Raw genomic sequence first — 12,536 nt, forward strand, 5'->3', positions numbered from 1 at the left:
CCTTGCATTGCACAATCACATGAGTAATCTGGATCGCCGCTGTCAGCTTCGCATCCACATGCTTGATCTACCATGATAAACTGGTAATTTTACTTATTTTAAAAGGTTAGTACATCCAAGTAGAATTTTACGCACTTGAAATAATTTGAAGAATTTCATGGCAAGATTTTTGCACCAGTTCTGATTGCTGTTTGAGAAGATTAGAGTCAGCCTCAACATCAAATGCGACCTTTAAGATGTGAATCAGGTCTTGCTCTCGATTTAAGGAGTCCTTGATTTTGACAAAATTTTCTTTATTCACATAGCCCAGATAAAAATAACAATCAGAAATCATAGAGTTGTTTACAAAGAAATCATGTTTTTGTTGAATGATTTCAGAGCGATTATTTTTTTCAACTAAATCAGAGAATCCTTTAGTCGATTTTAACATGCGCTCAAGTAATGTCGGAGTAGCTCGCTCAATTCCAACTGTTTGAGTAACAACAGAAATGTGTTCATTGATAGAATTTTTCTCTAGTTTTCGAAGAGAGTCCAGCATGTGAGATGAGCTTGAACGTTGGCGATTAATTGCAGAAATAGCGTTAGCTAAATAGTAAGATGCACATTTTTGCCAACAAGCTGCAAAGGCATCAGAAGATTCAAGGGATTCTTTAGTTTTTTGACAACAAAATTGTGATTCGATAAGACAATTTTTTGCAAAATCTGAAAATAATGAAACATGTTTTTCACGAATTTTTGCAAGCATCATTCTCAAATCCCAGGATTCATCATGAATTATTTCCATTTGATCATATTGAAGCAATACATCAGAACGAGTTTCAGAAAGAGATGCATGATGAAGAGTTACAAATTCTCCAGAGTATGGAATAATTTTATCAGATTCAGATTTTCCATCAAAGACAAAAACATCATAATCACAAGAATCAAAAGATAAATCAAAGATTCTACAACCACCAAGGCCAGCAGGATACCCAGATAATCCATTTTCTTCGATGAATTTTTTGATATCCATGAGAGAGGTATCGTTGATTTTTCTATAAAGGAATCAACTCACAAAGTTTTACAAATTCATGCAAAGTCAAAACATTTCCTTTAAATTGAGATTGGATTATTTTTCATCAAGCTCCTATAGTGTAGTCCGGTTAAGCATTTTGGCTTCTCAAGCCAAAGACTCGGGTTCAAATCCCGATGGGAGCATCCTAACACTTGCGCCCATGCCCTGTCAAATTCAGGGGCCCTTAAATCAAAATCATGCTTTGGAGATCAGAAGATGATCACCTCAAGCTTTGAAAAAATCCCAGACGAACAAGGAATACACAACTATTCAGGACAAGTAGCAAGATGCAAACAACGCCTTGAGAAAACAGAGCAGGGAGATGCAGGAATTAGTTTTCTTGAAAAACTGCATCTTCACGGGCTGGAAGACGGGCGAATCATAGTGTATGGCGCACGCCTTTCACTGATACTGAAGATGTTCAACAGCAGAGGAATCAAGATTGCTGATGCAAGTAAAACGGATTGCGAAAGGATTCTCTTTGCAATACTGAATACAAAGTCAACCAAGGGGAGGCACTACAGCGGCGAAAGCAAGTCATCCTTTGCCCTTGCACTTTTGCGACTGGTCCACCATGCAAAGACCGGAGAGATCGGCAACAGAGAAGACGGATATGTCGATGAGGTCTCATGGATCAAGCCAAGCAGGTACAGAAACAGAGACGACGAGATAGAGATACTTCCGGAGGATCTTCTCACCCCAAAGGAGCTTTACGGCATCATCGCCAAGACAAGAAACGAAAAAGAAAGGGCAATGATCTGGGTGATGTTTGAAGGGGCATTCAGGCCAGGAGAACTGCTGAACCTTCGGGTAGGCGGTGTGGAATTCAAGGACAACTACATTCTTGTCAGTACTATTGGAAAGACTGGAAAGAAGCGAGTCCCGCTTGTCTATTCCTTCAAGCCATTGCTTGAATGGCTTGCAAAGCATCCGCAAAGAGACGAGCCAAATGCGTATCTCTGGTACTCCCATACATCAAATCAGAAAAGGGCATCATACAGGTATCTCAGAAAGATACTAAAACGCTGTGCAAAAGAGGCCGGAATCAAAAAAAGAGTATGGAACTATCTGATTCGACATACGCAGCTTACAATGCTTGCAAAAAAACTATCAGACCAGACCCTCTGTGTCTTTGGAAACTGGTCCAAGGGATCAAGGATGCCTGCAAGGTATGTCCATCTGTCCGGGAAAGACGTGGAGAATGCGCTGCTGGAACTTCACGGAATAAGACCCAAAAATGAAATTGAGACAGTTGTATCTCTCAAAGTCTGCCCCAGATGTGCAGAGCAAAACACCCCGGACTCGCACAGGTGTTCCAGCTGCGGATTCATACTGGATGAGAAACTGCTTGCAAGGACAGCAGAGTCAGATCAGACCACGCTGCAAGACATGCTAAAGAGACTGCAAAGACTTGAAAAGTCGGGAGAAGCCATAGAGGAGGGTTTTGATGAAATGCTAAAGCAAAAGCCTGTTGTTTTCCAAGAATTTGATGCTGCCTCATGACATCTTCTTTTTTTCTTTTTTATTGACGAATTTTAATATCATCTGTGATTTGCTCTAGTAATTTTTTGTGTCTTTCATAGTCTTGTCTTAGTTGCAATAGTTTGGATCTTGACACCAGTATGTATTCTTCTTGCATACTGAAAACACAATGTTTTGCTTAAAACAGCATTTTGATTCAAGATAACTCAGATACATGATTCGCTTTTTTTGGTTCCACTTTTGATAAATTTCTAAAAAAGATGACAAAATTTGATCATAAAGTTTTGGAAGACCAGTTTATTTTTTCGTTTTTTGTCAACTATGAGACACCTGATTATTTTAACAAAAATCAATTCGTTTGATAACAGTAATGGCAAGACGTTACAATTCACCAATATCTTATCGTTTAAGGGAGATTCCAGTAAAGCAGATAAAAGTTTGGAAGGATGCGCAGGCAAGAACACTTGACAGGGAAGGGATTGCAGAGCTTGCAAAATCCATCAAAAACGAGGGACTTCAAAACCCGCCAATGGTCCAAAAGGAGTCAAAAGACTCGTATCTTCTCATGTCAGGCCAGAGAAGGCTTGCGGCACTCAAAAGATTGGGTGCAAAAAAGATACCAGTTCTGTTACTGACTCAAGGTACAAAGTATGATCTGGAAAACGCAAAGGCAGCATCAGTAATTGAGAATCTGCACAGAAACAAGATGAACACAAAGGACATGGCAGCAGCATGCGTGTTTCTTACTGAATCAGTTGGAAAAAGCAAGGCTGCCAAATCCCTTGGAATATCGCAGCAGACCCTCAAAAAATATCTCGGATTTGCAGCAGTGCCAGACATCTTGAAGAAATATGTTCCAAAGGAACTGTCCCGCGATGATGTCACAAAGTTACATCAAACCATTCCAAACGTATACAAGGCCGTAAAAATTGCAGAAAGGATAATCCCCCTTGATCAAAGGCTTCGCAAGCTGTACCTGCAGACTCTGGCAAGAAGCTCAAAGATGTCACATCCCAAACTTCTCAAAAATGCAAAGGCGAAAATGCTCCAGCAAAAAGTCACCATTGAGCTAAACAAGGGCAATGCAAGAAAACTGCAAAGTCTTGCTGCAAGAAACGGCATGAACGTAATGGAGGCAGCAGAAAAGATAATGTCAGACTATTTGAAGAAAAGATAAACAGACAGATGTCAAGATATCATATGTCTTAAAAAAAAAGACAAATCTAGTACCCCTTAACCAACAATAACAGCCTATGTCTTGCAGCTGATCCTTTGGGCCTTGTCCTAAGGACATAACCACAGCAAGGACAGTGTTTGCCGTCCCAGTTTATGAAAATAGCACAGATTGAGCACCTTTTTTGACCGTTTTCATACCTGCCATTGGCTCCAAAGGGCTTTTTTCTAATCATTGAATAGTTATTCTGGTTTGTTTAAAAGGAGAAAAAATAGCAGTCTAGTCGTTAAACTGTTACTGCTTTGTTGTTGTTGTCATCATCTGCAGTTGCAGTGACCTGATACATCACATCAGGATTGTTCTCCAAGACAAGTGAAATGATGTCATTGGATTTTATTGCGTATTGTGATTGCTCTAGTTTCTTTTCGTCAAGTGCTATGGTGACATGCTGTGTGAGGTTTTCTTTTGGTGGTTTAACAATAGTCTGTTTTTTTAAGAGATTCCTTAGCATCTTTTCTACTGTGTTACGGTCATCATCATGATCATGATCATTATCAATTTGATTCTGTTTTGTTTTTTTGTAAAGTGAGACGTTGAGAATGTTTTGATCAGTGAGTTCTACTTTAGCTGAGTATCTCTTGTCTTCTGAAATCTTTTGTGTATCATTTTCTTGCAGTATGTCATTTTCATGTTGTTCTTTTTGCTGGATGTCTTTTTTCTTGAATAATAATAATAGTGACTGTATGTCTGAAAGTACTTTGTTTACTAATTCATTATTGTTTTTTTGTGATTCTATTTCTTGTTTTGAATTTGGGATTGCATTATTGTTAATCTGTTGTTGCTGTTGTTTCTTCTTTTTCTTTTCCAGATATTCTGGTTTGATATCAAGTGAGGTTCCTCTTATCAAAAGTATGAGATGGCTCTTTATCATCTGGTCTGCAGCCATTACTCTGGATCCAATCAATCCCAATCCTAAAAATACTGCAAAGACAAATCCAGACATTATTAGGTTGTCACTAGTCATAAAAACAAGAAATGTAACCAATATTCCTGAGAACAGTATGGCAGTCTGCCTGATGGATACCTTTCCTATGGGAAGTGAAATTGACTTTTGATTAAGTACAGAGTCATTTTCAAATGTTACCAAATCAATATTTCTGGTGCTCATCTGAGATACCATGTATCATTTGTATAAAAGGGAGGATTGCCCAAAAGCCTAGTTTCCATTAGTGATAGCCTTGATGTCAATGTGCAGTTTATCATCAAATGAAACAATCTCTTTTACTGTGTGTTGCTGTTGTTTTTTCATTAGTGTCTTTTTGAGTTCAGTCTTGAATCCCGTTTCCTTGAATTTCTTAAAGACTACAAAAACTGCAATCATTACAACCAACAACACTACAAGTCATGCAATTTTGGAATAGTCAACATCGTCTGATTGAATAGTATTGTAAACAGAAACATGATCAATGTTATCATCATCAGCTAGAACTACATCATCATGTGCCACATCATCATCATAAATTGAAACTACATCTACAACAATATCATCATCATCTGTAACTACAACATCAGATGGAAAAGTTAATTCAATTGTACCCGTCTCTGTTGGTATTTCACGAATAGTTCTCTCTTTTGATTCCTCAAAAACAGGTCTTGTTCCTAGATCAATGTTGTTGTTGTTTGCAAGAAATGTCACTAGCTCAAACTCGTATTGCTTTTGGGGCTGCACTATGTGCACTGGACTGTAAGATATAGCAGATAACGGAAATGGTAAATCCGATGATATCAAAAAGTAATTTGTTACATTGTTGCTGTCTTCTTCTTCTATTACCATCTTCTTTTTCTTCTTGTCATCAGATGTGATGAAGGGATCAAAAATGTTAATCTCATATCCTACCTTGAATGCGTCTGGGATGTTTCTTGTAACTGAAATGTTCTGCTTGTCAATCATGCGTATGCTATTTTGAGTCACAGAGTATTCCTGGGCATCATCAATCACCGTCATGTGTGGGTTTGCTCCTCTTTCACGCAGTGCTTCAGTTACCTCCCCCCAGCTTGTACCGATCTGCAATAGTTGTGGTTCAGTAGCAGTATACTTGAAAAGAGAAAACAGGGTCCTTTGCAGCGAGTCAGAATATTTTACGGTGTCAGGGTGGATTGTATCGGCTGATCTTACCTCAAAGATTTGTGAATCCACATGAAATACAGAATACCTGACGTCATCTCTATTTGTTGCAACATCACTAATTGCAGCCTGTACCACCCAAACATCACGGTTAATCTGGTTTTCATCAGAGTTTAGCAGGTTTACAAAGTCCATCTTTATGATATAACAAACACTGGAATTGTGATTCGCATTCCCTTGAGTAAAATAGTGATAGTTTGCAGCAGAAGTCTGTATTGCTCTAGGATCGCATATCTTGTAGGTGTAGGAATCCCCAACTGAGAGATTCTTTCCAAGGTGCCACAGGTGATCTTGCTGCCATAAGACTTGCTCGTTATAGTCTGCACCAGGATGAGGCGATGTTAACGCATAAGAATTTGGAATAATCATTATCAAGCCAATCATTATTGCAAACACGGTCAGGTATTTCACAGAAAATTATGTTTGATTTACATAAAAGGAACAATATTTCAATATCACAAGATAGTTTTCCTTCTTAAGATTCTGCCAACTTGTGGTTCATAAAATAGAATCTCTAATCAAAAATCTAGAAAAATATCATGTAATAACTACATCTCCAGGACGCTTTAAATTATCTGTGATAAATGAACGAGCTCCAATTATAATTGAGATAGTACCAAGTATCACAGGCACAAGTAACCACACATGGTCATGTTGTTGGATGATTTGTATGGAGACAAATGGAGCTGCAAATCCTACAATCACACCACCCGTGTAAATTGTGCTTACCCAGAAATTTCGTCTTTTAATAGAAAATGAACTTGACAGTATTGATGGGATTATTGACCATGTGGATGTCACTACAAACAATATAGAAACAGTAAATATCCAAATGACAGGATAAATCAGGAAGTTAATCCACTCCCAATTCGCATAGGGATTAACCAGTTGTGTCTTACCAGTTAACAAGAAAACAATAAAAAAGAAAACTGCAAAAAATGCTGAAGCATACAAAACTAGATACCCGTGTACAAGGATTATTCTTGCATCCACATTATCATGTGATTTTGCTTCAATATCCCCATCATCAATGTATTTTTTTCTTTTTTTAAGCAATAACAGGATATCAAGTTTTTGTAAAAAGTTCACATAAGAGAGGAATTTTGATTCCTTAGATTCGTCATTCCACTTGGTTCTACTTAGGAAATGTCCTGGCACTATGTGTGCAACTAAAGATATCAGAGTTATCCATATGGGATGAAACAAAGATTGGATACACCAACCAGTACACTCTGTCACTAAATAATCGCTACGAGTATAGTATCCGCCCATTATTCCCATGGTTGCATAAAAAAGATACATTACTCCGGCCATGATCAACCAAAGATTGACTATTTTCCTACGAGTATCTTTATCGTGTACATCCTGGTAAAGATCTAAATCTTCTAGAGGATTTATTTTTGCTCTTATTTTTTGCCATTGTTCTGATTCGCTCATTTTTCCAGACACGATGACAGAGAAAATTCCAAGACCTACTCCAATAACGGAGATTATTGGCCACTGTGAAAGTGATGTTTCAGATCCATGTTGAATAAAATCAATACCAATAGTTGTAAAGATCAGAGACATTGTGACTTCCAACATAATTGACCACTGAAAACCGCTCTGTATCCAAGATGATTGCCAACCGAGAGTTTTGATCTGCGTTGGATTTTCAGTAATTGGAAAAATGCCTTTGATTTTTCGAATTGGTTTTTTGATTAATCGTTTAATTCGATTTTTATCTGTTTTTTCATCATTGTTTTCTTTATGTTTGCTATAATAGAATTGCAGTTTTTCTAAGGCATATACCCCACCAGTAGGCCAAAGACCTCCTGTAAAGAAACCTATCAGTACTCTACTAATTATAAAGAAAATTGAAATAAATTCCAGATTGATGCCTGAATAGGGCAAAAATGCAGAAAATATCATCACTATTGTAGAGCCTGTTAAGACAAGTTTGATTACAAACAATCGTCCATGCAGATCACTTAATCTTCCAAACACCATTCCTCCAACAAATCTAGCCAACAGACTAAGCGCGATTATACTAAATACAACATAATGGGGATCAACTGGATTGTCAGAACTAAAAAATGAGTTAGAAATAGGATTTCCAAATACAATAAGAGTAAAAAAAGCATAACCAGTGACTACCCATCCCAATATTGAGAAAGCAATTATTTTTCTTGCAGAGTCGTTATTTTTTTCAGATTTTTCTTGAGAGCGAATTAACTTATCCACTGAAATTTCTTTTTTGTTTTCAGAATCAGATCCATTTCTTTGAGATGCATCATCTTTTTTCTGAGTTATCCTTGCCCAGCTGATCATCACAACAATAAAGACTCCGATTATTATCCAATTCATGTAAATGTCAAAAAATGATTTGATGTCGTCTTGATAAAATTCTCTTTGATCTTCCTGATACTTGTTTCCTATATCAAAAAAGTATGAATCATAGTTCAAGTCATCAATTAGGTTATTGCTTAGAGTTAGTTCATTATGAGTACATTTCACTTTTCCGAATATTTTATCTTTGCAACCAGGAAATTCAGAAAGTTCAGATTCTAAGACATATTGACTATACCAATATCTGATTACAATTTCTTCCTCAAAACTTAATTTTTTGGATTTGTTATATTCTGGATCATTTAGCAGATCTCTCAGGCTGAATTTTTTCTCTAATTCTTTAATTTTTGTATTGTCTTTAATGTCTTGAAGTATTTTTTTTGATTGGTCTTCATCTCCAATGTTATAGTATACAGGAATCATTGCAAGTTTAAGACGAATTTTTGAATGTTCTGAAAATTCATCTAGATTAAGATCTTTGTATCTTTCAATAGATGCATCATAATCTACATTTACCTCATTAAACGTTAGTTTTCTATCATCTAACGATAAATCAGCATTGTATAAAATGAATTTTTCAATTTTTAAAACTTTTTCAGCTTCGTCTATTTGTTCAGATGAAATTGAATCCAAGTCAGAAATGTTTAAAAAATTTGATTTTCTCTTCAAATTGTCATCATAATACGTGTCAGAAGTAAATTCAGGAGATGATGCAAATATGGTGATTGCAATGCTAAACACAGCAAACATGATGGAGACAGACTCTTTTCCAAAATCTAAGACCATCGTCAAAATACCTTAAAAGTGATATAATTACCTGCCTAAAAATCAGCAAATAACCAGAATTATCCTAGTAATGATAGATTTGATACTAAAATCAATTTAGCATTAGATGTTTTCGTAAAAAAATCAAAAATAACTATTAACTAAGAAAGAAACATCAACAAAATATTAAATTATTTGATTTGAATCTTTACTACGTGATTGTTGTTTTCTAAGTTCCAATACTTTTCCATCTTTGTGATTTTTCATGCAAATGAATATAATTTCATCATCACTCCATCCAATTTCACGGATGATTTGATTCGATATGTTAATTCTATATTGTTTGTAAGTGGATGTTCCAAAAACATACTCTCTTTGCTGCAATTTAATTTTCTTATTCACAAATAACTAAAGAAGAATTCCATAAAAGAACAAATATTTTATTCGCGTACTGTTCTGAAATACCATCTTATTGTTCTATACAGAATGTACGTTATAATCATCAATACCAAAAGAATAGACACAAAGTCAAAGAGTATCAAATTGAATATGGAATTAATCGGGTTAGGAGATACGGGGTTTAGCTGCTCAGGAGTAATTTCAGGCAATGTAATTTTTGATTCTCCTCCCCACATGTTGGAACCAACAATTTCAATCTCTACCAGCTGTTGTTCTTGTGGCACTGAAATGTAACATGCGCCACTTGACTTTACTCCAAAGCATTCAGGTAGTTTCTCATAGGGTATGTCATTAATGAATAGTGATTCCAGTACACCAAAGTTCTCATCATAGAAATATTTCAGCACCTTCATGTTTCCCGTGTCTCGCTTAATGTTCAAAACGTTATCATCATCCATGTTTAGCTGATAGTTGTAATCAATTGAAAAGTCGTACCAGATATGATCAAACTTGTTTGTAGATTCTATGGAGCCATTTTCAGCAGTGATTGATATTGTAAATGGCGACAAGGCATCAAGCCCTGTAGTTAGTGGAATTCGAAGTAGCATTACTACTAGAATTTGCAGTTAGTTCGAATACACCTCTGCCTTTGGGAAACACAAGTAATCTTTTTTCATTTAGTTTGGCTAAATTAAATGCATTCTGCTTATGAAGTATTTTTCGACTAAACCCATCATAGCAAGTACCTAATCGAGTAGAGCTTAAAGCGGCGGACAACGCTCCTTCAGGAGTAGTGTCATTTGTTCTTTCACTTTTTGATACTTTCATAACCTCATTCCTACTCAGCCATTAATCAAACTTAAATCTTTTTTCGGAATCACATCATCATGCTTGTTCTTAGACAGTATGAATCAAAAAGCTACGAGTCATTTGTGGAACGGTTGCAAGTTTAATCTGAGATAACTGCGATGCTGTCTATCAGCATCATTCCCCATTTTACAACACTGCAAAAAGCAGCTGCCAGGCTGAGCGATATTTTACTGCATGTTGCAATTGGCAGATTTATTCAAATGATTTGTCCTAGCAAGATGATATTTACAGGAGCAGATACCACAGGATTTGAGACCAGACACTGCACGCCATACTATTCGTATCGCTGTTTCCTGAGACACTCATACACAAAACTGTCTGCAGGATCAGACATGTCAACACAGCTAGTATGCGTTGTTGTAATACAGCACCACCCAGTGAGTCATGACATCAAACATTTTCCAGAGATATTCCAGCAGATGACATCTATTGCAACTCCGTGGATCATGGTTTTGGATATGGGATATGATGCAGAATGGATTCACCAAATGATTCGAGGAAATAATGTACTGTCAATGATTCCAGTCAGAAAAAAAGATGACTGTCCAATAAGACGTACACGTGGAAGGTACAGAAAGCAGATGAGACGTATCTTTGATGAGTCATTGTACCATCAGAGAAACAAATGTGAGGCGATATTTTCTGTTATCAAGAGAAGGTTTGGATCTGATATCAAATCATACAATGAATCCATGAGGGAGAAAGAGTTGTTGTATCGTGTGTTGGTTTACAACTGTCACAGGATGTGTGTGATTTCTTGTTTGTTATGGATGATTTCTAGGGAGCCAAAATTAAATAATTTTTAAATAACATTGTTGTTCATTGTTTGCATCATGACTCTACAAAAAAGAAGTCATGGGTACAAGGTTGTTGAAGATGCTTTACCAGGCATGGGCGCAAGTAGTCTAATGCCCGATGGGAGCATTACACTTTTGGGGATATAGTCAGGTGGTTGTATATCAGACCCACGTGTAATAAAAAACCACACATACGTATTACCATGTAAGAATTCATGCTGTAAAAATACAAAATTCCAGGGTCTTTATTGATATACTGTAGACTTGCCATAATGGAACTGTCCTTGGTATGGGCTAATTTCACTCTATGACCTCAATGAGTTCCTTGAGCTTTCGCCTTGATTTGAGAGGCTTTTTCTTGTCTGGATATCCAATGCAAAGAATTGAAGATGGCCTCAAGTCTGTCCCAAGAATTGATTTTACCTTATTCTCATCAATCATGCCAATCCATATTGAGCTCAATCCAAGGCCTGATGCAGCAATTTGGGCAAGGGCCAAATGAAAGAGGCTTGTACCCCCAAAAGTGTAATGCTGGGGCATAGACAAGCCCATCACATTAATCAAAACACACAAATGCAATTATCATCACCGTTTCTTTTTTAGCCAATCCCATTCAGGTCTTTCGTCACTATCTTCATCCACTGAGAATTTCCATGAAAAGAACATAGATATCATCTATTTTAGAAGATTTTGCTTTTTGTGTCTGCTTCGAGCTTTTGATCTCAATCTAGTTTTACAACAAGGACATCGATTTTCTTCAGTATGAAAAAAACTAGCACATAAGGAACATCGTTTTTGACCGGACAAATAACGTAAACCATTTCTCATTGAAACAGATTTTAGACGATCACACAATCCCATACATGTTTGAGCCATAGTTCTAAGACAAATAACAAATCAGAAAAAATTGATTCGGGGGAATACTGATTTGCCAATTATGCTTTTTTTATAGCCTCCTTTGTGTGCATATGAATAAGACAATTTTTGTGATAGATATAGGAGTAGCAACACAATGTAACACATTGTATAAAATAGAAAAAAGATCTATTTTGTTGGGAAAACCAGCGTGATTGTAGTTTTAGTTAATTTAACATCTAGTTTTTTTTCCAAAATATCATGAAATAATTCAGTAGCCAAGGTTTTTACATATAATGACCAATTTTGTCCCAAATCATGTTGAATTTTAAAGACAAAAGTGTTGTTTTTCTTTTCTATGTCGTGTTGCATCCAAGCAACATTTAACCAAGTTCGAAGAATTTCTATAAAATCTTCTACGTCATATTCTCCTTTCATGAAATTAAGAATGTCTGAAAATGTATCTTTTTCTATCACTTCAGCCAAATGAATTATTTCTTTTTCTGTGAGTTTTTCAACGGCATATTTTACAAAGGGTTTAGTCATAGGCAATAATCCAACTTTTCTTTCATATTTTTCCCATAGAATGTGATTACCCAGTATTTTTGAAACTAGTGCATTGAAATT

Annotated in this window: 12 protein-coding genes and 1 tRNA gene; 4 read left to right on the forward strand and 9 right to left on the reverse strand. The window is 36.3% G+C overall.

The features are described 5' to 3' along the window. Positions 1 to 127 precede the first annotated feature (127 nt). Positions 128 to 1,012 (reverse strand): hypothetical protein, encoded by an 885-nt coding sequence (locus tag OEW78_RS08000; RefSeq protein ID WP_300326688.1) that lies wholly within the window; start codon positions 1,010 to 1,012, stop codon positions 128 to 130. Positions 1,013 to 1,122: 110 nt separating this feature from the next. Here OEW78_RS08000 and OEW78_RS08005 point away from each other — a divergent pair. The 3 genes from OEW78_RS08005 (at position 1,123) to OEW78_RS08015 (ending at position 3,713) form a co-directional block, all read left to right on the forward strand. Further along, positions 1,123 to 1,197 (forward strand) — tRNA-Glu (locus tag OEW78_RS08005). Between the two features lie 73 nt (positions 1,198 to 1,270). Then, entirely contained in the window at positions 1,271 to 2,557 is a 1,287-nt protein-coding gene (locus OEW78_RS08010) for a tyrosine-type recombinase/integrase (protein WP_300326690.1), read from the forward strand. A 349-nt stretch (positions 2,558 to 2,906) separates the two neighbouring features. After that, positions 2,907 to 3,713, forward strand: a complete 807-nt coding sequence (locus OEW78_RS08015) for a ParB/RepB/Spo0J family partition protein (protein ID WP_300326693.1) — start codon at positions 2,907 to 2,909, stop codon at positions 3,711 to 3,713. Between the two features lie 283 nt (positions 3,714 to 3,996). On the opposite strand, the gene OEW78_RS08020 is transcribed toward OEW78_RS08015, so the two are convergent. The 6 genes from OEW78_RS08020 to OEW78_RS08045 all read right to left on the reverse strand — a co-directional run bounded on the left by OEW78_RS08020 (position 3,997) and on the right by OEW78_RS08045 (position 9,995). Further along, positions 3,997 to 4,878, reverse strand: coding sequence for a hypothetical protein (locus tag OEW78_RS08020; RefSeq protein WP_300326696.1), 882 nt, complete (start codon positions 4,876 to 4,878; stop codon positions 3,997 to 3,999). A gap of 48 nt (positions 4,879 to 4,926) precedes the next feature. After that, positions 4,927 to 5,091: a hypothetical protein gene (locus tag OEW78_RS08025; RefSeq protein WP_300326699.1), complete on the reverse strand. Its 165-nt coding sequence runs from the start codon at positions 5,089 to 5,091 to the stop codon at positions 4,927 to 4,929. A gap of 21 nt (positions 5,092 to 5,112) precedes the next feature. Then, positions 5,113 to 6,279: a hypothetical protein gene (locus OEW78_RS08030; protein ID WP_300326702.1), complete on the reverse strand. Its 1,167-nt coding sequence runs from the start codon at positions 6,277 to 6,279 to the stop codon at positions 5,113 to 5,115. A 153-nt stretch (positions 6,280 to 6,432) separates the two neighbouring features. Next, positions 6,433 to 9,009 carry a hypothetical protein gene (locus OEW78_RS08035; protein ID WP_300326705.1) on the reverse strand — a complete coding sequence of 859 codons (2,577 nt, stop codon included), beginning with the start codon at positions 9,007 to 9,009 and terminating at the stop codon, positions 6,433 to 6,435. A 165-nt stretch (positions 9,010 to 9,174) separates the two neighbouring features. Beyond that, positions 9,175 to 9,390, reverse strand: a complete 216-nt coding sequence (locus tag OEW78_RS08040; protein ID WP_300326708.1) for a hypothetical protein — start codon at positions 9,388 to 9,390, stop codon at positions 9,175 to 9,177. Between the two features lie 38 nt (positions 9,391 to 9,428). Further along, entirely contained in the window at positions 9,429 to 9,995 is a 567-nt protein-coding gene (locus OEW78_RS08045) for a hypothetical protein (RefSeq protein WP_300326711.1), read from the reverse strand. 360 nt (positions 9,996 to 10,355) lie between these two features. On the opposite strand from OEW78_RS08045, the gene OEW78_RS08050 reads away from it, so the two are divergent. Next, positions 10,356 to 11,063, forward strand: coding sequence for a transposase (locus OEW78_RS08050; protein ID WP_300326714.1), 708 nt, complete (start codon positions 10,356 to 10,358; stop codon positions 11,061 to 11,063). A gap of 291 nt (positions 11,064 to 11,354) precedes the next feature. Here the strand turns inward: OEW78_RS08050 and OEW78_RS08055 are convergent, their stop codons facing one another. Then, positions 11,355 to 11,606 (reverse strand): nitroreductase family protein, encoded by a 252-nt coding sequence (locus tag OEW78_RS08055; protein WP_366523053.1) that lies wholly within the window; start codon positions 11,604 to 11,606, stop codon positions 11,355 to 11,357. Between the two features lie 492 nt (positions 11,607 to 12,098). Further along, positions 12,099 to 12,536 (reverse strand): hypothetical protein (locus OEW78_RS08060; RefSeq protein ID WP_300326718.1); only part of this gene is annotated, 438 nt, incomplete at its 5' end.

This window comes from Candidatus Nitrosopumilus sp. (genome assembly GCF_029882185.1).
GTDB lineage: Archaea > Thermoproteota > Nitrososphaeria > Nitrososphaerales > Nitrosopumilaceae > Nitrosopumilus.